Genomic DNA, 20102 nt, shown 5'->3' with positions numbered 1-20102 from the left:
CTTTTGTCGTGTTTGCCGACCCGGGAGTCAGTTTTGTTTCTCTACACGAATAACGTAAACCACCAGGATTTAAGAGGTGCGCAATGAGTGCAACAGCATCGACAGCGCCGCAGAATAAATCACTCGAGTGGATGAACCGCCTTCGCGCGAATCCTAAAATCCCGTTGATCGTGGCAGGCGCTGCCGCAATTGCGATCCTTGTAGCGATGGTCCTGTGGGCGAAAAGCCCTGATTACCGGACGCTCTACAGCAACCTTTCCGATCAGGATGGCGGCGCCATCGTCACCCAGTTGACCCAGATGAACATCCCTTATCGCTTTGCCGATAATGGCGGTGCGCTTGAGGTACCGGCAGATAAGGTGCACGAACTGCGTCTGCGTCTGGCTCAGCAGGGGCTGCCGAAGGGCGGTGCCGTCGGCTTTGAGCTGCTGGATCAGGAAAAATTCGGTATCAGCCAGTTCAGCGAGCAGGTGAACTACCAGCGTGCGCTGGAAGGTGAACTGGCCCGCACCATTGAAACGTTAGGCCCGGTGAAGAGCGCCCGCGTGCACCTGGCGATGCCTAAACCTTCTTTATTCGTCCGTGAACAGAAATCACCTTCAGCTTCCGTTACCGTGAACCTCGAACCTGGCCGCGCGCTGGACGAAGGGCAAATCAGCGCGGTGACGCATCTCGTCTCCAGCGCCGTCGCCGGTCTGCCGCCGGGTAACGTGACGCTGGTCGACCAAAGCGGTCACCTGCTGACGCAATCCAATACCGCCGGTCGCGATCTGAATGACGCGCAGCTGAAGTATGCCGCCGATGTCGAAAACCGCCTCCAGCGCCGTATTGAAGCTATCCTCGGCCCGGTGGTGGGTAACAGCAACGTGCACGCGCAGGTTACCGCGCAGATCGACTTCGCGAATAAAGAACAAACTGAAGAGCAGTACAGCCCGAACGGCGATGCGGCTCAGGCGGTGATGCGTTCACGCCAGATCAATTCGAACGAGCAGGTCGGCGGTGCATACCCGGGCGGCGTGCCGGGCGCGCTGTCTAACCAACCTGCCCCGGCTAACGCGGCGCCTATTTCTACGCCTCCGGCCAATCAGCAGAACGGTCAGCAAAATCAGCAGACCACCTCAACGACCAGTAACGCCGGTCCGCGTACCAGCAGCCGTAACGAAACCACGAACTACGAAGTGGATCGGACGATTCGCCACACTAAACTGAACGTGGGCGATATTCAGCGTCTTTCCGTTGCGGTGGTGGTGAACTACAAAACGCTGGCGGATGGCAAACCGCTGCCGCTGACCGCCGAGCAGATGAAGCAGATTGAAAACCTGACCCGTGAAGCGATGGGTTACTCCGAGAAGCGCGGCGATACCCTCAACGTGGTGAACTCACCGTTCAACTCGGTTGAAGAGACCGGCGGTGAGCTGCCGTTCTGGCAACAGCAGGCGTTTATCGACCAGCTGATGTCCGCAGGACGCTGGCTGCTGGTGCTGATTGTCGCGTGGCTGCTGTGGCGTAAGGGCGTTCGTCCGCAGCTTCAGCGTCGTGCTGAAGCCGAAAAAGCGGCTCGCGAACAAATGAACACGCGTCAGGAAACGGAAGAAGCGGTTGAAGTTCGCCTCAGTAAAGATGAACAGATGCAGCAGCGTCGTGCTAACCAGCGCATGGGCGCTGAGGTCATGAGCCAGCGCATTCGCGAAATGTCAGATAACGATCCGCGCGTCGTGGCGCTGGTCATCCGCCAGTGGATGGGTAACGAACATGAGTAATACGCTTACGGGCACCGATAAAAGCGTCATCCTGCTGATGACCATTGGCGAAGATCGCGCGGCAGAGGTGTTTAAACACCTCTCCCAGCGAGAAGTGCAAATTCTCAGTGCGGCCATGGCCAACGTGCGTCAGATCTCCAACAAGCAGCTGACCGAAGTGCTGGCAGAGTTTGAACAGGAAGCCGAACAGTTTGCCGCGCTGAACATCAACGCCAACGACTACCTGCGCTCCGTGCTGGTCAAGGCGCTGGGCGAAGAGCGTGCATCCAGCCTGCTGGAAGACATACTGGAAACCCGCGATACCGCCAGCGGTATTGAAACGCTCAACTTTATGGAGCCGCAGAGTGCCGCCGACCTTATTCGCGACGAGCACCCGCAGATTATCGCCACCATCCTTGTCCACCTCAAGCGTGGTCAGGCGGCCGATATTCTGGCCCTGTTCGAAGAGCGCCTGCGCCACGATGTGATGCTGCGTATCGCCACCTTCGGCGGCGTCCAGCCGGCCGCGCTGGCGGAGCTGACCGAAGTGCTGAACAACCTGCTCGACGGTCAGAACCTCAAGCGCAGCAAAATGGGCGGCGTGAGAACGGCGGCGGAAATCATCAACCTGATGAAAACGCAGCAGGAGGAGGCCGTCATTACGGCGGTTCGCGAATTCGACGGCGAGCTGGCACAGAAAATCATCGACGAGATGTTCCTGTTCGAAAACCTCGTCGAAGTGGACGACCGCAGCATCCAGCGCCTGCTCCAGGAAGTGGATTCCGAGTCGCTGCTTATCGCCCTCAAAGGCGCCGAGCAGCCGCTGCGCGAGAAGTTCCTGCGCAACATGTCTCAGCGTGCGGCCGATATCTTGCGCGACGACCTTGCCAACCGCGGCCCGGTTCGTCTGTCTCAGGTGGAAAACGAACAGAAAGCCATTCTGCTTATTGTTCGTCGTCTGGCGGAAACCGGCGAGATGGTGATTGGCAGCGGAGACGACACCTATGTCTAATGAGCTGCCCTGGAAGCGCTGGACGCCGGACGATCTGGCGCCTCCCCTCTCCGAGTTCACGCCGGCCGTCATCGCAGCCGAGGAGCTTGACCCGGACGTCGAGCAGCCCGAGCTGACCGAAGAGGAGCAGCAGGCACAGATGCTGGCGCAGCTGCAAATGCAGGCGCACGAGCAGGGCTATAACGCCGGTCTGAACGAAGGCCGCCAGAAAGGCCACGAGCAGGGGTATCAGGAAGGTCTGGCGAAAGGGTTAGAGCACGGTATTGATCAGGCGCGCCAGCAGCAGGCGCCGATCCATGCCCGCATGCAGCAGCTGGTCAGCGAGTTTCAGCACACCCTGGACGCGCTGGACAGCGTGATTGCCTCGCGGCTGATGCAGATGGCGCTGGAAGCCGCCCGTCAGGTTATCGGCCAGACGCCCGTGGTGGATAACACTGCGCTGATCAAACAAATTCAGGGTCTGCTTCAGCAGGAGCCGCTGTTCAGCGGGAAGCCTCAGCTGCGCGTCCACCCGGACGATCTGCAGCGCGTAGAAGAAAGCCTGGGGGCGACGCTAAACCTGCACGGCTGGCGTCTGCGCGGCGACCCGTCGTTACATCACGGCGGCTGCAAAGTCTCTGCCGATGAAGGCGATCTGGATGCCAGCGTCGCCACCCGCTGGCAGGAACTGTGCCGCCTGGCGGCACCGGGAGTCGTCTGATGACCGCGCGCCTCACCCGCTGGCTCACCACGCTCGACAACTTTGAGACGAAGATGGCGCTACTGCCATCTGTTCGTCGTTATGGGCGACTGACGCGCGCCACCGGCCTGGTTCTCGAAGCCACCGGCCTGCAGCTTCCCCTGGGCGCGACCTGCGTCATTGAGCGTCAGGACGGTCTGGAAACGCGTGAAGTTGAAAGCGAAGTGGTCGGGTTTAACGGCCAGCGTCTGTTCCTCATGCCGCTTGAAGAGGTGGAAGGCATTCTGCCCGGCGCGCGCGTGTATGCCAAAAACATTTCTGGCGACGGGCTGCAAAGCGGGAAGCAGCTGCCGCTTGGCCCTGCCCTGCTGGGTCGCGTGCTGGACGGCAGCGGGAAACCGCTCGACGGGCTGCCCTCCCCGGACACCACCGAAACCGGCGCGCTGATCACCCAGCCGTTCAACCCCCTGCAGCGTACCCCTATTGAGCATGTGCTGGACACCGGCGTGCGCCCGATTAACGCCCTGCTGACCGTGGGACGTGGACAGCGTATGGGCCTGTTCGCCGGCTCAGGCGTAGGCAAATCCGTCCTGCTCGGCATGATGGCGCGTTATACCCAGGCCGACGTAATCGTCGTGGGGCTGATCGGCGAACGTGGTCGTGAAGTAAAAGACTTTATTGAAAACATTCTGGGTGCGGAAGGCCGCGCCCGCTCGGTGGTGATCGCCGCACCGGCAGACGTGTCGCCGCTGCTGCGCATGCAGGGTGCCGCGTATGCCACACGTATCGCCGAAGATTTTCGTGACCGCGGCAAGCACGTGCTGCTGATCATGGATTCCCTGACCCGTTACGCGATGGCGCAGCGTGAAATCGCGCTGGCCATCGGTGAGCCACCGGCGACCAAAGGCTACCCGCCTTCGGTCTTCGCCAAACTCCCTGCGCTGGTGGAACGCGCGGGGAACGGCATCAGCGGCGGCGGATCCATCACCGCGTTCTATACGGTACTGACGGAAGGCGATGACCAGCAGGACCCGATTGCCGACTCCGCGCGCGCGATCCTTGACGGTCATATTGTGCTGTCGCGTCGTCTGGCCGAAGCCGGGCACTACCCGGCCATCGATATTGAAGCCTCTATCAGCCGCGCAATGACGGCGCTGATAACCGAGAAGCACTACGCCCGCGTGCGTAACTTCAAACAACTGCTTTCCAGCTTCCAGCGCAACCGCGATCTGGTCAGCGTGGGGGCGTATGCCAAAGGCAGCGACCCGATGCTCGACAAGGCGATTAGCCTGTGGCCGCAGCTGGAGGCATTTTTGCAACAAGGCATATTTGAACGCGCCGACTGGGAAGATTCAATTCAGGCACTGGAGCTGATTTTCCCGCAGGTGTAACACAGGTGGAGGGCGAAGGTCATGGCGCAAAACAGCGCGTTATCAACGCTGAAAGATCTGGCTGAAAAAGAAGTTGATGATGCCGCATTGCAGCTAGGCGCAATGCGACGCGGGTGCCAGCAGGCTGAAGAACAGTTGAAGATGTTGATCGACTATCAGCATGAATATCGCACCAACCTCAATACCGATATGACACAGGGCATTGGAAGCCAGCGCTGGATTAACTATCAGCAGTTTATCCAGACGCTGGAGAAGGCGATAGATCAGCATCGCCAGCAGCTTAACCAGTGGACCCAGAAAGTCGATACCGCGCTGAATTTCTGGCGTGAGAAGAAGCAGCGGCTGCAGGCCTGGCAGACTTTACAGGACCGACAGATCGCGGCAACGACCCTGGCGGAAAACCGTCTGGATCAGAAGAAAATGGATGAGTTTGCCCAGCGCGCATCAATGAGGAAACCGGAATGATCACACTGCAACAACTGCTGATGAGCGACAGCGACCTGTCAGGCGGCACGCAAACGGGGAAAGGCACCGACGGTGCACAGGACTTTCTCTCTCTGCTGGCGGGCGCCCTGTCGGACGCAACGGGCAAGGGCAAAGATGCGCCGCTGACCCTGGCTGACCTGAAAGCCGCCGGCAGTAAACTGTCGAAAGTGGCTCAAGACGCCAAAGGGGATACCACCCTGCAGGCAAAAATTGCCGACCTGCTCTCGCGCCAGCCCGCGCTGAACGGTGATGAAACATCGCCCGTCACGTCGCTTGATACGCTGGTTTCCGGGCTGGTGCCGCTGTCTAAGGGCGACGCGCTGAAGACGCTCAATGTGGCAAACGGCAAAGATGACGGTAAGAGCGAGCTGAGCGAAGAAGAGCTGGCCGGATTAAGCGCGCTAATGGCGATGCTGCCGCACCAGCAGCAAACTACCGCCTCTCGCGTGGCTGGCAGCGAGAGCGTATCCGCCACCTCAACGCTGAATTCCGCGACGCTTTCGCAAAACGGCGCGGGCCAACCGTCCCTGAACGCGCCTCTGGGTAGCCATGATAAAGCGCAGAACTCTACGCCTTATCAGAGCCAGGTGAAAAATAACGAGCCGGCCCTGCAGGGCAACGCGCCTGCTACACCGGCCGTGGCCGCGGCGACAGAGAAGCAGGAGCTCGCCAGTTCGTCCTCTTCATCATCACCAACAGCTACTCTGGCACCGATTATGTCCAGCCATGCGACCAGTCAGACGGCCGCCACCGTCGCCCCCGCGCCGGTGTTAAGCCAGCCTCTGGGGACTCACGAATGGCAGCAGTCCCTGAGCCAGCACATCACTCTGTTCACTAAGCAGGGCCAGCAGACGGCAGAGCTGCGCCTGCATCCGGAAGATCTGGGTCAGGTGCAAATTTCGCTTAAGCTGGATGACAATCAGGCCCAGCTGCAGATGGTCTCTGCGCACAGCCATGTTCGTGCAGCACTGGAAGCCGCGCTGCCGGTACTGCGGACCTCGCTGGCGGAAAACGGCATTCAGCTTGCGCAGAGCAGCGTCAGCAGCGAGAGCTTCGCCGGGCAGCAGCAGTCCTCATCCCAGCAGCAGCACCAGGCTTCGCGTTCCGGCAACACCGGCGGTTTTAATGAAGAGAGCGATGAACTACTACCTGTCCCTGCCGCCCTGCAGTCCGCAGCGCGCGGTAACGGTGCCGTAGACATCTTCGCCTAAACGCCAGAGGTAGCGTGATTATCCCCGTCTTTTCCACGCTTTGACGACAGCAGGACACGGGATAATCACCTTATTAAGCTGTACCGAAACAGGAAGCTCGTATCAGATGACTGACTCCGCTATCACCAAAAAAAGTAAGCGTTCCATCTGGATCCCGCTGCTGGTGTTGATCACGCTCGCCGCCTGCGCTACCGCGGGCTATAGTTACTGGCGTATGCAGCAGGAACCGACCACCGCTGCAGCCAAAGCTGAAGCACCGCCTCCGCCGGCTCCAGTGTTCTTCCCGCTGGATACCTTCACCGTCAATCTGGGTGATGCGGATCGCGTGCTTTACGTTGGCATTACGCTGCGCCTGAAAGATGAAGCCACCCGTTCACGTCTGAACGATTACCTTCCTGAAGTGCGTAGCCGCCTTCTGCTGCTGTTCTCTCGTCAGGACGCTTCGGCGCTGGCTACCGATGTGGGTAAGCAAAAGCTGGTCGACGCCATTAAACAAACGCTGGCGACCCCGCTGGTAAACGGCCAACCTAAGCAGGAAGTCACTGACGTTCTGTATACAGCATTCATTCTGCGGTAACGACATGGGCGACAGTATTCTTTCTCAGGCAGAAATCGATGCGCTGCTCAACGGCGACAGCGATAACAATGATGATCCTAAACCGGGTATCGGCGGCGATAGCGATATACGTCCCTATGACCCGAATACCCAGCGTCGCGTGGTACGTGAACGTCTGCAGGCGCTGGAGATCATTAACGAACGTTTTGCACGTCAGTTCCGTATGGGGCTGTTTAACCTGCTGCGTCGTAGCCCGGATATCACGGTCGGTGCGATCCGCATTCAGCCTTATCATGAGTTTGCCCGCAACCTGCCGGTGCCAACCAACCTTAACCTGATTCATCTGAAGCCGCTGCGCGGCACCGGTCTGGTGGTGTTTTCGCCAAGCCTGGTGTTCATCGCGGTGGATAACCTGTTCGGCGGCGACGGGCGTTTCCCGACCAAAGTAGAAGGTCGTGAATTCACCCACACCGAACAGCGCGTCATTAACCGCATGCTGAAGCTGGCGCTGGAGTCTTATAGCGACGCGTGGAAAGCGATTAACCCGCTGGAAGTGGAGTACGTCCGTTCTGAGATGCAGGTGAAATTTACCAATATCACCACCTCCCCGAACGATATCGTCGTTAACACCCCGTTCCACGTGGAGATCGGTAACCTGACCGGCGAGTTCAACATCTGCCTGCCGTTCAGCATGATCGAACCGCTGCGCGAGCTTCTGGTGAACCCGCCGCTGGAGAACTCCCGCAACGAAGACCAGAACTGGCGTGAAAACCTGGTCCGCCAGGTCCAGCATTCGCAGCTTGAGCTGGTGGCGAGCTTCGCCGATATCCCGCTGCGGTTATCTCAGATCCTGAAATTACAACCCGGTGATGTTTTGCCGATAGAAAAACCCGACCGCATTATTGCCCATGTGGATGGTGTCCCCGTGCTGACAAGCCAGTACGGCACGATTAACGGTCAGTATGCGTTACGCGTTGAGCACTTGATCAACCCGATTTTGAATTCGCTGAATGAGGAACAGCCCAAATGAGTGACATGAACAATCCGTCCGATGAAAACAGCGGAGCACTGGACGATCTGTGGGCTGACGCGTTAAACGAGCAAAAAGCACCCCCGGCCAAAAGTGCAGCGGATGCCGTATTCCAGCAGCTCGGCGGCGGTGACGTCAGCGGCACGCTGCAGGACATCGACCTGATTATGGATATCCCGGTTAAGCTGACCGTTGAGCTGGGACGCACCCGGATGACCATTAAAGAGCTGCTGCGTCTGACGCAGGGTTCCGTGGTGGCCCTTGACGGTCTGGCCGGCGAGCCGCTGGATATTCTGATCAACGGCTATCTGATTGCCCAGGGTGAAGTGGTGGTGGTTGCCGATAAATACGGCGTACGCATCACCGACATCATTACCCCGTCTGAACGTATGCGTCGTCTGAGCCGTTAAGCATGAAAACCCAGGCAACAATATCACAGCCTTCTGCCGTTCCCGGCTCGCCTCTGCTCCAGGTGAGCGGGGCATTGTTCGGTATTATTGCCTTTATTCTTATCGCCGCCTGGCTGGCGAAGCGCTTTGGCCTGGCGGGTAAAACCGCCGGTGCCCGCGGCCTGAAGGTCAGCGCCAGCACCACGCTGGGGCCACGCGAGCGCGTGGTCATCGTCGAGGTGGACGACGCGCGCCTGGTCCTGGGCGTCACGGCCTCAAACATCAGCGTATTACACAAGCTGCCGCCCGCCCCTGTTGTGGTGGACGAGCGCGCAGAGGCCCCTGCGGATTTTCAGTCCGTCATGAAGAGTTTGCTTAAGCGTTCCGGGAGATCCTGATGCGCCGTTTGTTATCCCTGACGCTTGCGGGCGTTGGCCTGTTTGCTCCCGCGGTCTATGCACAGCTGCCCGGTCTGGTCTCCACCCCTCTCGCGGGCGGCGGACAAAGCTGGTCCCTTCCGGTTCAGACGCTGGTGTTCATTACCTCGCTGACGTTTATTCCGGCCATTCTGCTGATGATGACCAGCTTCACCCGCATCATCATCGTCTTTGGTCTGCTGCGAAACGCGCTGGGAACCCCTTCTGCACCGCCAAACCAGGTTCTGCTTGGCCTGGCGCTGTTTTTGACCTTTTTCATTATGTCGCCGGTTATCGACAAGATTTATACCGACGCCTACCAGCCGTTCAGCGAAGATAAAATCTCCATGCAGGAGGCGCTGGATAAAGGCGCTCAGCCGCTGCGAGAGTTTATGCTGCGCCAGACGCGAGAAGCCGACCTGGCCCTCTTTGCCCGCCTGTCCAACACCGGCGAGCTGCAGGGACCGGAATCAGTGCCAATGCGTATTCTTCTGCCTGCCTATGTCACCAGCGAGCTGAAAACCGCGTTCCAGATTGGCTTTACCATCTTTATTCCGTTCCTGATTATCGACCTGGTGATCGCCAGCGTCCTGATGGCGCTCGGGATGATGATGGTGCCGCCCGCGACCATTGCCCTGCCCTTTAAGATCATGCTCTTTGTACTGGTCGACGGCTGGCAGCTGCTGGTCAGTTCGCTGGCGCAGAGTTTCTACAGTTAAGGAACGGTAATGACACCCGAATCGGTCATGATGATGGGCACGGAAGCGATGAAAATCGCGATTGCCGTTGCCGCGCCGCTGCTGCTTGTCGCGCTGGTTACCGGTCTGATTATCAGTATTCTGCAGGCCGCCACGCAGATTAACGAAATGACGCTGTCGTTCATCCCGAAAATCATCGCCGTGTTCGTGGCGATTATCGTGGCCGGGCCGTGGATGCTGAACCTGTTGCTGGACTATATGCGCAACCTGTTTACCAATCTGCCGTACATCATCGGCTGACCTGACGATGCTGCACTTCACCAGCGACCAGTGGGTTCAGTGGCTCAGCGTCTATTTCTGGCCGATGCTGCGCATCATGGCGCTAATATCCACCGCCCCCATTCTCAGTGAGAAATCGATACCCAAGCGGGTCAAGGTGGGGCTGGGCATTATCATCTCCATTATCGTTGCGCCCTCTCTTCCCCCCGTGGATATTCCGATCTTCTCGGCGAATGCGGTGTGGGTGGCCCTGCAGCAGGTGATGATTGGCGTCGCCGTCGGCTTTACCATGCAGCTCGCCTTTGCCGCGGTGCGTACCGCTGGGGAACTGATCGGCCTGCAGATGGGGCTATCGTTCGCCACGTTTGTCGATCCCGGCAGTCATCTCAACATGCCCGTGCTGGCGCGTATTATCGATCTGCTCGCCATGCTGCTGTTCCTGTCGTTCAACGGCCATCTCTGGCTTATCTCCATGCTGGTGGATACCTTCCATACGCTGCCGATTGGTGAAAATCCGGTGAACAGCAACGCTTTCCTCGCGCTTACTCGCGCTGCGGGGCTGATTTTCCTCAACGGGCTGATGCTGGCGCTGCCGATCATCACCCTGCTGCTGACCGTCAACCTGGCGTTAGGTTTACTCAACCGAATGGCGCCGCAGCTTTCAGTGTTTGTCATTGGTTTTCCGCTGACGCTGACGGTTGGGATTTTATTAATGTCATTACTGATGCCACTTATCGCTCCCTTCTGTGAACATTTATTCGGCGAGATATTCAACCTGTTAGCGGATATTGTCAGCGAGCTGCCACGTAAATAATAACCCTCACTGTTGCCATTGTCTTTCTGAGGATATTCCTAAAATAAAACGCGTAAAACATCTTCCAGGATATATCTGACGCGGTTTAATTGTTTCTAACCATCTCACAATACTTAATATTTACTTTACTTTAAGAAGATTCCTGGCAAATTATACGTAACTTTACGGGATAGTGAGTCCGCCTGAAAGTCTTTGTCATGCTCACAGGTTTATTATTTTTTTCCATCCCGTATGGCTGTTTTGAGCTCTCAGGCAGATGGTGAATTATCGTTACGCATTGAGTGAGGGTATGCCATGTCAACGATCATTATGGATTTATGCAGCTACACCCGGCTAGGGTTAACCGGGTACCTGGCAAGCAGAGGGGTAAGAAAGAGAGACATCAACGATGCACACACCGTTGACGAACTCGCAGCCGCTTGTGACGAACTAAAACCAGGCGTGGTGTTTATTAATGAGGACTGTTTCATTCACGATCCAGCCAACAGTCAGCACATTAAGCAAATCATTAATCAGCATCCAAAAACCCTGTTTATTGTTTTTATGGCGATCGCGAATATCCATTTCGATGAGTATTTGTTGGTCCGTAAAAATTTATTGATCAGTTCTAAATCGATTAAACCCGAGTCGCTGGATGACATTCTGGGTGATTATTTGAATAAAGAAGTTAAAAATGTAGGAGCGGTTAACTTACCCACCCTATCATTAAGCAGGACTGAATCAAGTATGCTGCGAATGTGGATGGCGGGACAAGGAACTATTCAGATCTCTGACCAGATGAATATTAAAGCGAAAACCGTTTCGTCACACAAAGGAAATATTAAAAGGAAAATTAAAACGCATAATAAGCAAGTGATCTACCACGTGGTACGCCTGACCGATAATGTGACGAACGGGATTTTCGTCAACATGCGTTAGTCGCTTAAGACCTGTGCACCCTACCTTTGATCTCTGGCCTGGCCAGAGATTTTTGCTTCTGGAAAGGTTGTCGGGCACGCGATGTGCTACCCGACGCCGTGCTACTCCGCCTTCTCGACAAAAATGCCGTCCGGATGCCCCAGTTCGTTAAAAAACCAGATGCCGAGCGGGTAGTCTTCAAGCGATACCAGGTACATTGTGCCTTCGCTAAACTCTTCAATTGCCAGCACCACACCCGGGCGGCGCGGCCCACCGTCCGTTTTAACGGTTACCCGATCGTTGACCTTCATACATTCCTCCTCTGGTTTTGAGCCAGTGTAGAACAAAACGCAAAAACGCACATCGCCGCCCGATGTGATTGGCGTTTTTATGCACAGTCTATACTTACCGTTGGACACGGTTGAATGAGGAACCCAGTAATGAAGACCGATAAAGAGTACAGCGACACCATCAAGCGCGAAGTCGAGGTGGATGTCGATGCCCTGCTGGCCGCCATCAATGAGATCAGTGAGTCAGAAGTCCGCCGGTCGGACGACAATTCGGACCGCGTCATTGTCAACGGAAGGGATTATCACACCTATCGCGAGCTGGCGGAGGCCTTCGAGCTTGATATTCACGACTTTAGCGTGTCTGAAGCCAATCGGTAGGGCGAAAAAAATCCCGGTCATGGGGATGACCGGGATCAAAACTTGCTTATGCAAGAAGCACTTGAAAATTCGTTACACCAGGAAATCTGATGTACATGCCACACTATCCCCAACGAATTTGGCTGACAAGCATATATTCTTACGATGAATATAATATTTTTAACATAATGCTTTTTGTTATGAGCGATAACACACGCCGAATGCGGGTTTGCCAGGGGCATCCCTCTTATCTCCGGTTTTCGCCTCAACCATTTTTTAGGAATTTTCTTAGGGCGAAACGCATCTGTTACCAGGAGTCGCTATGCCTTCACTGCGGGATACATTGCTGATTTTCTCTGATCTGGATGGTTCACTGCTGGATATTCACACCTATGAGTGGCAACCCGCCATGCCCTGGCTGGACAGGCTGATGGATAATCAGGTTCCGGTCATTCTTTGCAGCAGCAAGACCGCGGCAGAGATGCTCGATCTCCAGCTGGATCTTGGGCTTGAAGGCTTGCCTTTTATTGCCGAGAACGGCGCGGTGATTCAGCCTGACGTACGCTGGGATAAAATTCAGCGCCAGATCAGGGGGATGACACACCGGGATATTCGCCCGCGTATCGAGCAAATTCGCCTGCAGACGGGCTATAAATTCACCACCTTTGACGACGTGGATGAGCACGTTATCAGCGAGTGGACCGGACTGACGCGCTACCGCTCGGCGCTTGCCCGCAAGCATGAAGCGTCCGTCACGCTCATCTGGCGCGATACCGACGAGAAAATGGTTCAGTTTGAAGAGGAGCTGGCGAATGCCGGACTGAAATGCCTGCAGGGGGCACGCTTCTGGCATGTTCTGGACGCCCGCTGCGGCAAAGACGTTGCGGTGAACTGGCTGATTGAGCAATACCGCGAGCAGGAAGAGATTGAACCCACCACGCTGGGGCTCGGCGACGGTCCCAATGATGCGCCGCTGCTCGACAGCGTTGACTTCGCGGTGGTGATTAAGGGCATTAACCGCCAGGGCATCACGCTACGGGACGATAACCCCGCCCGGGTTTATCACACCCGGCAGCCCGGCCCGGCGGGCTGGCAGGAGGGGCTGGATTACTTCCTCTCTTAATCCCGCCAGACGACCCGGTTACGCCCGCTCTGTTTGGCCTGATACAGCCGGACGTCCGCCACGGACTGCAGCTGTTCAAACTCGTAGTTACCTGCTTCACCCGCGCTGCTGACCCCCAGCGACGCGCTGATGCGCAGGGTCGTGCTCTTCTTCACCAGGATCTCCTTACTGTTGATCCGGCAGCGAATACGGTCCGCGACGCTTCTCGCCTCCTCCAGGCCGATCCCCGGCAGGACGACGCAAAACTCTTCCCCGCCTACGCGCCCTGCCACATCATTCTTGCGTAGCGCGCTGGCAATCAGTCCTGCCGTGTGGGAGAGCACCTTATCCCCGGCCTGATGGCCAAAGCGGTCGTTGATGTTTTTAAAATGGTCGAGATCGATCTGAATCACCGAGAACGGCAGCGACTGCTGGCGACAGGTTTCCGCCAGCAATTTTGCGCGGTCGAACAGCGCGCCGCGGTTATTCAGGCGGGTAAGCGGGTCATGCCAGGCCTGCCACTGGAGCGAGTGCTGAAGCGTATACATGTTACTCACCATGCGGCGGATCACCAGCCACGAGATCAACAGCATGGCGGTAAAGAGCGCCCACAGCAGCGCCAGCACGATGCTGATGCTGCCGAAGTCGTCCTGTACCCCTTCGTGCAGGGTGTGGATCCGCAGGACGACGCCGTCGAAGTGATCGAGGCGCTCCCAGCTGACAAAACGGCTTCCGAGGCGGATCCCGCCGCCGGTCGCGTGCTCAATCGCCTGCGCAATCTGCGCCGTTTCGCGTTCGTCGAAATGGTTAACCACGTTTCCCGTATGGGCAGAAGTGGCAATCATATTGAGCCGGGTATCGTACAGCTGATACTCCCCTTCCGTTCGGTCTTCCGTCGCATCGGCCAGCAGGCGCTGCATCGTGTTCAACGTAAAATCCATCGCCACGACGCCATACCAGTAATGATCGAAATAGATGGGAACGCTGGCGGTGATCGTACGTTCATCGTTGGTCCAGGATGAAGGGGTAGAGATGAACCAGCGCACCGCGCGCGCGCGATTGTTCCGTTCTGACTGCTGGGTAAACCAGGACTGCGTGACAAGATGGTAATAGCGGGAGGTAATGTCGCCCGCCTGGTCCGGCGTATCGGTGGAAATGAAAAACCCGGCGCGGGAGACGTAGATCACGCGCGCTTCCGTTTGTGCTCTCGACGACGCCAGCCTGAGCAGATACCCCACTTCCAGCGCGGCGGAAATCTCGTGGCTGAGGCGTTCATCGTCACGATTCAGAAGCGTGGTTTTTTGGACGAATGCATCCGAAACACCGTTAATGGGAAGGGTGCGTTTTTTATCTACGGCAAGCTGCCAGGTGGGTAGCATGCGGACAGTATCGAAGCGTGACACTGCGTTCTGGAGTACTTCAAATGCCAGCGGCGTTTGGATCGCATCGCGCATGCCCTGACGAAACAACAGCATCCTGTCCACGCTGTTCTGCAGCTGCCTGTCCAGCGAACTGGCCACCGTATCCAGATGGTTACGCTGGCTGGAGATGTACGCCTCTTCCAGTACCACCACTTCACGCCAGGTCAATAGAGTGGAAAATACCAGAACAACCAGAAAACAGAGATTAACAATCAGCCCCGGATTGCTACGCTTATGCAGCCATTGCAAAAAAGATTGTCTTACAACAAAGGTATCGCGCTGCACACACACTCCCTGATCGCTGCCTTTCACCCGGTACTTGAGATAAAAACGCCCGGCAAAGCCGGGCGTTATGTGATTAAGCCTTGTCCCGCTGGTGCTGCCCGTCCCCCGGCTGAAGCTCATCTTCACGAAATGCTTCCCGCTTGATGCCATAGCCATCGTGCCACCGACATTCCACCATTCCGCTGGAATACCCGGTCACAATCATACGTGGGCCGCCCTTCTTAGGCTTAACTTCATCACTGACCAAAAAGACCATACCTGCCTCCTGTATCAGGGTGAAACTGTTTCAATTTAGACGAGGAATGGTCTTTTTGCATCCCACAACGGGTAACAATTAGTGCGACGTGCCGCGTATTTTTTCAACCAGCTTCACCGCCGCAACCACGATAGCGCCAATGATGAAGCCCAGCACCAGATTCAGCAGCGTGGGCAGAATCGCCGCGATAACGGCCCCCTGCGCCGAGGAAAAATGTTCGATCGTATGGTGCAGCGGCGCGATACCGTGAACCACGATCCCGCCGCCCACGAGGAACATCGCCAGCGTGCCTACCACCGACAAACTCTTCATCAGCCACGGGGCCAGTACCAGCAGGCTTTTGCCGATGCCTCTTGCCACCGCGCTCGATTTCTCCTCCAGCCAGTAGCCGATATCATCCAGCTTGACGATCAGTCCCACCAGGCCGTAGACGCCGACGGTGACCAGAATGGCGATACCGGAGAGGATCAGAACCTGATTCAGGAGCGGCGCGTCAGACACGATGCCCAGCGTAATGGCGACAATCTCCGCGGACAGGATAAAGTCGGTCCGAATGGCGCCTTTGACCTTATCGCGCTCGAAGGTTTTCGGATCCTGAGCGGCCAGCGCTTCAAGACGCTGCTGGCGCATCTCCGGCGTATCGCTCTGCTTGCGCGCGCTAAAGGAGTGCAGGACCTTCTCTACGCCCTCGAAGCAGAGAAACGCCCCGCCAATCATCAGCAGCGGCGTGATGGCCCAGGGAATAAACGCGCTGATCAGCAGCGCCAGCGGCACCAGTATCACCTTATTCAGGAAGGAGCCTTTTGCCACGCCCCACACCACCGGCAGTTCACGGTTAGCCCTTACCCCACTCACCTGTTGGGCGTTAAGCGATAAATCATCTCCCAGCACGCCTGCGGTTTTTTTCGCCGCCAGTTTCCCCATCACTGAAATGTCATCCAGTAAGGTGGCAATATCATCCAGCAATGTTAATAAGCTACTTCCTGCCAAAATCTTAATCCTTCATTTTTTGGTAATTAAGTGAATAGTATGGAGCAAAAGCGCAAACCCGGAAACACCCACCTCGCGTCAACAAAAAATTCACATCCGCTACACAATTAAAGGGCTCGCCAGCACGATAGTTTTCGCGTTTACTATCAGCGACCTTTTTATTTCGTCGTGAGGGATTATGCGTTTCCGGCACTTGCTACCGCTCATTGGGGCACTCTTTTCGCTGTACATCATCTGGGGCTCAACCTACTTTGTCATTCGCATCGGCGTGGAAAGCTGGCCGCCACTGATGATGGCGGGCATCCGCTTTCTCTCGGCTGGCGTGCTGCTGCTGGCCTTCCTGCTGCTGCGCGGACATAAGCTTCCCCCGCTGCGCCCGATGCTGAATGCCGCCCTGATCGGCCTGCTGCTGCTGGCGGTGGGAAATGGGTTTGTCACGATTGCCGAGCACCAGAACGTACCGTCCGGGATCGCCGCCGTGGTCGTTGCCACCGTACCGCTGTTTACCCTCTGCTTTAGCCGCCTTTTCGGTATCCGCACCCGCAAGCTGGAATGGCTGGGGATTGGTATTGGCCTTGCCGGCATCATTCTGCTGAACAGCGGCGGTAACCTGAGCGGGAATCCGTGGGGCGCAATCATCATCCTGATTGGCTCGATGAGCTGGGCGTTTGGTTCCGTCTACGGTTCGCGTATCGAACTGCCGACCGGCATGATGGCGGGGGCGATTGAAATGCTTGCCGCCGGAATTGTGCTGCTGCTCGCCTCCACGCTGACGGGAGAAAAGCTTACGACCCTGCCGCCGCTGTCGGGCTTTCTGGCGGTAGGCTACCTGGCGCTGTTTGGTTCCATCATCGCCATTAACGCCTATATGTTCCTGATCCGCAATGTCTCCCCGGCTGTCGCAACCAGCTATGCCTACGTCAACCCGGTCGTGGCCGTGCTGCTCGGGACGGGATTAGGGGGAGAAACGCTCTCTTCCGTTGAATGGCTGGCTTTAGGAGTGATTGTTTTTGCCGTCGTGCTGGTCACCCTGGGCAAATATTTACTGCCTGCAAAACCGGTGGTCACGCCTTGCGAGGTGGATAAACCTTAAGCAGGTGAATACCCTGCGTGTCGATCTGCGCGGTCTGGCCGCCGCCGCAGATCCACTCTTCCAGCCGTTCGGTCAGATCGGTATCGTTCAGTTTTAATCTGCCTCTCAGCGCGCACTCCCAGACGATCAGCACCCGCCAGCCCTGCGCAATCAGCGCGGTGAGATCCCGGCTGTCGCGCTCGACGTTCTTGCCAATTTTATCCAGCCAGAAATCGGTGCGCGTCGCGGGGACCTTAAACAGGTAGCAGTCGTGGTGATGCCAGAAACAGCCGTGGGTAAAGATGATGCACTGCCAGGCGTCGATGACGAAATCGGGGCGACCCGCAAGCGCGGGATCCTGCACGCGGAAATCAAACCCCGCCTGCGTCAGCAGCCCGGCCAGACGCTTTTCGATGGCGGTGTCACGCGTGCCGATGGCACGCATATTTTTGCTGCGCGTGGCCTTATCGTGAACATCCGTCATTGACGGCCTCACCCTGACGGAGTGCCACCGCCTGTCTGATGCGAGAGGCCAGCAGTTTTGCCACGGCCGCGAACGCGGGAACCACCACCGAGTTACCAAACTGGCGGTACGCCTGAGTATCCGAAACCGGAATGCGGAAGCGGTAGCCCTGCGGGGTTTCAAATCCCATCAACCGGGCGCATTCCCGCGGCGTTAAGCGTCGCGGACGGTGACGCTGGTTGTGCGGATCGTCGAAATCTTTTTCACCCAGCGCCTTGTCCCAGCCTCTGTCGATCAGGATCTCTGCCCCATCCTTATAGTAGCGAGCGGACAACGTGCGGGTCACGCTGAGCGGATCGTTGGGGTTTACCATCCCAAAACCGAAGCCGTTGCCCTTCGCCTGATGTTTCTTGGCATAGCGGTAGAGGTATTTCCACAGCACCGGGGTAAGAATAAATTTTGCGTCAACGACAGGTTCCAGCAGGTCGGCCACGGTTGGACGACGCTCGGGATACAGAGACGGGATATCCCGCAGGGTGAAATCCCCCTTGAGATTGAGATCGCGGCGGAAACCCACCAGCACGATACGTTCGCGATGCTGGGGCAGGAAATGTTTCCCATCAATGATTTTGGGATCGTCCGCGCCCATATCCTGCGAGTCGGCCACGTCATAACCCAGCTCGTCCAGGGTCTGCATGATAATGCGGAAGGTTTTTCCACCGTCGTGGCTCTTTAGATTTTTGACGTTTTCCAGCACAAAGATGGCCGGGCGGCAGGCATCGATAATGCGCGCCACATCAAAAAACAGCGTTCCCTGGGTATCGCAGGCAAAACCGTGGGCGCGTCCGAGGGCATTCTTTTTGGAGACACCGGCCAGCGAGAAGGGCTGACACGGGAAGCCGGCCAGCAGGACGTCATGCGCCGGGATCGTCTGGCGAATGTGCTCGGCGGCGTGTTCATCGCTCACGCCGCTTTTATGGCTCAGGGTAACATCGCGGATATCCGCGTTGAAATGGTGCTCGTGCGGATCGCAGTACCAGTTGGCCTTGTAGGTCCGGACGGCATGTTTGTTCCACTCGCTGGTAAACACGCACTGTCCGCCGATAGCTTCAAAACCGTGTCGGATACCGCCGATACCGGCAAACAGATCGATAAAGCGGAAGGCATAGTTCGGGTGCGCGGCAGGAGGACGCGGAAGCAGGTTTTGCAGATAACGAAACTCGCCTTCACTCAGACGACGCCCTGCGCGTTCGCTGGTGAGCAGACGCTTAAGGATCGCCGGGCTCCAGTGGCTCTCGCCGTGCGCCACCAGCAGATTGGCCAGCGTTTTAGCATCATAGATATCCAACAGCTGGCGCAGCAACGCCTGCACCGTTGCCGTTGATTTCTCAGCCTGCTCGGGCGCGGGCTCTGTCACTGATAGATTTTCCTGCATTCTTTTAACCGGAGAATAAAGACTGGGAACAGATTACCACAGTTCAATTGCGCAAACTGCGACGGAAGCGGCTCAACGCCTGACTATCCAGCCCGATGCAGTCGCCGTGTAATTCGGCACTGAGTTTCGCCATAAACTGGATCAGGAAATCGGCATTGTGGCGTGCCAGCTCGCGGCCCATTTCCGTTTGCATTGTATCAGGCAATCGCAGCAGCTTGGTCTGAAAATGGTCGAGGGCAAACGCACGATCGTCAAGGATACGCGCATCGGCAAAGGGATCGTCAGCATCAAAAAGCGGTACGCCCAGCGCGCCCGAGACGGCAAAGACGCGCGCCAGGCCGATAGCGCCTAACGCTTCCAGCCGGTCTGCGTCCTGCACAATTTTGGCTTCCATGCTCTGTGGCGCAATCCCGGCGCTGAAGCTGTGCGCCTCAATCGCGTGTGCGACGGCGGCAGTATGCTCTGGCGGGAAGTCTGGGAAGTCGCGGCGCAGAATGTCGCACGTCCTGCGCGCTGCCATCTGGGATGACCGGCCGCGTTCGGGATGGTTTTTCGGCAGGCTGACAATATCGTGGAAATAGCATGCGGTCAGGATCACCAGCGGCTCCACCGCCTGGTTAGCCATGATTTTTTGCGCCGTCATCCAGACCCGACGAAAATGCGAAATATCATGTGCGGTATCGTCGGTGCTGTGGTTTTCCTCAAGCCAGCGCTCAAATCGCTGCTGCCACCGGGCAAGTTCCATCGTCATATCCTGTTGTTTAAAAGCGCATGAATTATAACATAGCCGAATTAAATCAATTTAAGAATAGAACCACGAAATACTTAATAATA

General features: G+C 57.0%; 23 protein-coding genes and 1 pseudogene. 17 read left to right on the top strand and 7 right to left on the bottom strand.

The genetic code is table 11. The annotated features are described in order from the left end of the window. Window positions 1–83 precede the first annotated feature (83 nt). The 14 genes and pseudogenes from fliF (at window position 84) to rcsA (ending at window position 11618) form a co-directional block, all read left to right on the top strand. Window positions 84–1760, top strand: coding sequence for a flagellar basal-body MS-ring/collar protein FliF (gene fliF / locus BJ885_RS12115; RefSeq protein ID WP_029741492.1), 1677 nt, complete (start codon window positions 84–86; stop codon window positions 1758–1760). Next, a complete protein-coding gene (gene fliG, locus BJ885_RS12110; protein ID WP_023312301.1) occupies window positions 1753–2751 on the top strand; it encodes a flagellar motor switch protein FliG in 999 nt (332 codons plus the stop codon). Before fliF ends, fliG begins: the two co-directional genes overlap by 8 nt. Next, the gene (fliH, locus tag BJ885_RS12105; RefSeq protein WP_029741493.1) at window positions 2744–3451 is read left to right on the top strand and encodes a flagellar assembly protein FliH; all 708 of its coding nucleotides are present in this window, start codon (window positions 2744–2746) and stop codon (window positions 3449–3451) included. The genes fliG and fliH overlap by 8 nt, the downstream gene beginning before the upstream one ends. After that, the gene (fliI, locus tag BJ885_RS12100) at window positions 3451–4821 is read left to right on the top strand and encodes a flagellar protein export ATPase FliI (protein ID WP_023312303.1); all 1371 of its coding nucleotides are present in this window, start codon (window positions 3451–3453) and stop codon (window positions 4819–4821) included. Before fliH ends, fliI begins: the two co-directional genes overlap by 1 nt. 21 nt (window positions 4822–4842) lie before the next feature. Continuing rightward, on the top strand, window positions 4843–5286 hold the full coding sequence (fliJ, locus tag BJ885_RS12095) for a flagellar export protein FliJ (RefSeq protein WP_023312304.1): 444 nt from the start codon (window positions 4843–4845) through the stop codon (window positions 5284–5286). Beyond that, the gene (fliK, locus tag BJ885_RS12090) at window positions 5283–6518 is read left to right on the top strand and encodes a flagellar hook length control protein FliK (protein WP_121932026.1); all 1236 of its coding nucleotides are present in this window, start codon (window positions 5283–5285) and stop codon (window positions 6516–6518) included. Before fliJ ends, fliK begins: the two co-directional genes overlap by 4 nt. A gap of 106 nt (window positions 6519–6624) precedes the next feature. Next, window positions 6625–7095, top strand: coding sequence for a flagellar basal body-associated protein FliL (gene fliL, locus BJ885_RS12085; protein ID WP_023312306.1), 471 nt, complete (start codon window positions 6625–6627; stop codon window positions 7093–7095). A 4-nt stretch (window positions 7096–7099) separates the two neighbouring features. Next, the gene (gene fliM, locus BJ885_RS12080) at window positions 7100–8104 is read left to right on the top strand and encodes a flagellar motor switch protein FliM (RefSeq protein ID WP_023336184.1); all 1005 of its coding nucleotides are present in this window, start codon (window positions 7100–7102) and stop codon (window positions 8102–8104) included. Beyond that, window positions 8101–8514, top strand: coding sequence for a flagellar motor switch protein FliN (gene fliN, locus BJ885_RS12075; protein WP_023312308.1), 414 nt, complete (start codon window positions 8101–8103; stop codon window positions 8512–8514). The genes fliM and fliN overlap by 4 nt, the downstream gene beginning before the upstream one ends. Before the next feature lie 2 nt (window positions 8515–8516). Continuing rightward, the gene (fliO, locus tag BJ885_RS12070; RefSeq protein ID WP_032658659.1) at window positions 8517–8891 is read left to right on the top strand and encodes a flagellar biosynthetic protein FliO; all 375 of its coding nucleotides are present in this window, start codon (window positions 8517–8519) and stop codon (window positions 8889–8891) included. Beyond that, entirely contained in the window at window positions 8891–9628 is a 738-nt protein-coding gene (gene fliP / locus BJ885_RS12065; protein ID WP_024909733.1) for a flagellar type III secretion system pore protein FliP, read from the top strand. Before fliO ends, fliP begins: the two co-directional genes overlap by 1 nt. Before the next feature lie 9 nt (window positions 9629–9637). After that, entirely contained in the window at window positions 9638–9907 is a 270-nt protein-coding gene (fliQ, locus tag BJ885_RS12060) for a flagellar biosynthesis protein FliQ (RefSeq protein ID WP_008500315.1), read from the top strand. 7 nt (window positions 9908–9914) lie between these two features. Continuing rightward, window positions 9915–10707: pseudogene (fliR, locus tag BJ885_RS12055) on the top strand (flagellar biosynthetic protein FliR); the annotation flags it as partial. A 287-nt stretch (window positions 10708–10994) separates the two neighbouring features. Next, window positions 10995–11618 (top strand): transcriptional regulator RcsA, encoded by a 624-nt coding sequence (rcsA, locus tag BJ885_RS12050; protein WP_008500313.1) that lies wholly within the window; start codon window positions 10995–10997, stop codon window positions 11616–11618. Between the two features lie 101 nt (window positions 11619–11719). Here the strand turns inward: rcsA and dsrB are convergent, their stop codons facing one another. Next, entirely contained in the window at window positions 11720–11908 is a 189-nt protein-coding gene (gene dsrB, locus BJ885_RS23305) for a protein DsrB (RefSeq protein WP_013097741.1), read from the bottom strand. Window positions 11909–12037: 129 nt separating this feature from the next. On the opposite strand from dsrB, the gene yodD reads away from it, so the two are divergent. Next, the gene (yodD, locus tag BJ885_RS12040) at window positions 12038–12265 is read left to right on the top strand and encodes a YodD family peroxide/acid resistance protein (RefSeq protein ID WP_008500310.1); all 228 of its coding nucleotides are present in this window, start codon (window positions 12038–12040) and stop codon (window positions 12263–12265) included. Window positions 12266–12566: 301 nt separating this feature from the next. Further along, on the top strand, window positions 12567–13367 hold the full coding sequence (locus BJ885_RS12035) for a mannosyl-3-phosphoglycerate phosphatase-related protein (RefSeq protein ID WP_121932023.1): 801 nt from the start codon (window positions 12567–12569) through the stop codon (window positions 13365–13367). Here the strand turns inward: BJ885_RS12035 and dgcQ are convergent. The 3 genes from dgcQ to BJ885_RS12020 form a co-directional block, all read right to left on the bottom strand. Further along, complete coding sequence (dgcQ, locus tag BJ885_RS12030; protein WP_121932022.1) at window positions 13364–15052, bottom strand: cellulose biosynthesis regulator diguanylate cyclase DgcQ; 1689 nt, start codon at window positions 15050–15052, stop codon at window positions 13364–13366. The two genes, BJ885_RS12035 and dgcQ, sit on opposite strands and share 4 nt — an antisense overlap. Before the next feature lie 73 nt (window positions 15053–15125). Next, a complete protein-coding gene (locus BJ885_RS12025) occupies window positions 15126–15308 on the bottom strand; it encodes a YodC family protein (protein ID WP_023312315.1) in 183 nt (60 codons plus the stop codon). A 78-nt stretch (window positions 15309–15386) separates the two neighbouring features. After that, the gene (locus tag BJ885_RS12020; protein ID WP_121932021.1) at window positions 15387–16298 is read right to left on the bottom strand and encodes a DUF808 domain-containing protein; all 912 of its coding nucleotides are present in this window, start codon (window positions 16296–16298) and stop codon (window positions 15387–15389) included. Between the two features lie 178 nt (window positions 16299–16476). On the opposite strand from BJ885_RS12020, the gene yedA reads away from it, so the two are divergent. Next, window positions 16477–17391, top strand: a complete 915-nt coding sequence (yedA, locus tag BJ885_RS12015) for a drug/metabolite exporter YedA (RefSeq protein ID WP_029742124.1) — start codon at window positions 16477–16479, stop codon at window positions 17389–17391. Here yedA and BJ885_RS12010 read toward each other — a convergent pair. The 3 genes from BJ885_RS12010 to BJ885_RS12000 all read right to left on the bottom strand — a co-directional run bounded on the left by BJ885_RS12010 (window position 17363) and on the right by BJ885_RS12000 (window position 20013). After that, the gene (locus BJ885_RS12010) at window positions 17363–17854 is read right to left on the bottom strand and encodes a very short patch repair endonuclease (RefSeq protein WP_029742125.1); all 492 of its coding nucleotides are present in this window, start codon (window positions 17852–17854) and stop codon (window positions 17363–17365) included. The two genes, yedA and BJ885_RS12010, sit on opposite strands and share 29 nt — an antisense overlap. Continuing rightward, window positions 17835–19250, bottom strand: a complete 1416-nt coding sequence (locus tag BJ885_RS12005) for a DNA cytosine methyltransferase (RefSeq protein ID WP_121932020.1) — start codon at window positions 19248–19250, stop codon at window positions 17835–17837. The genes BJ885_RS12010 and BJ885_RS12005 overlap by 20 nt, the downstream gene beginning before the upstream one ends. 61 nt (window positions 19251–19311) lie before the next feature. Next, a complete protein-coding gene (locus BJ885_RS12000) occupies window positions 19312–20013 on the bottom strand; it encodes a phosphohydrolase (protein ID WP_121932019.1) in 702 nt (233 codons plus the stop codon). Window positions 20014–20102 lie beyond the last annotated feature (89 nt).

It is taken from the genome of Enterobacter sp. WP_7_1, from assembly GCF_003688535.1.
GTDB lineage: Bacteria > Pseudomonadota > Gammaproteobacteria > Enterobacterales > Enterobacteriaceae > Enterobacter > Enterobacter asburiae.
This window is presented reverse-complemented; position numbering and strand designations above follow the sequence as displayed.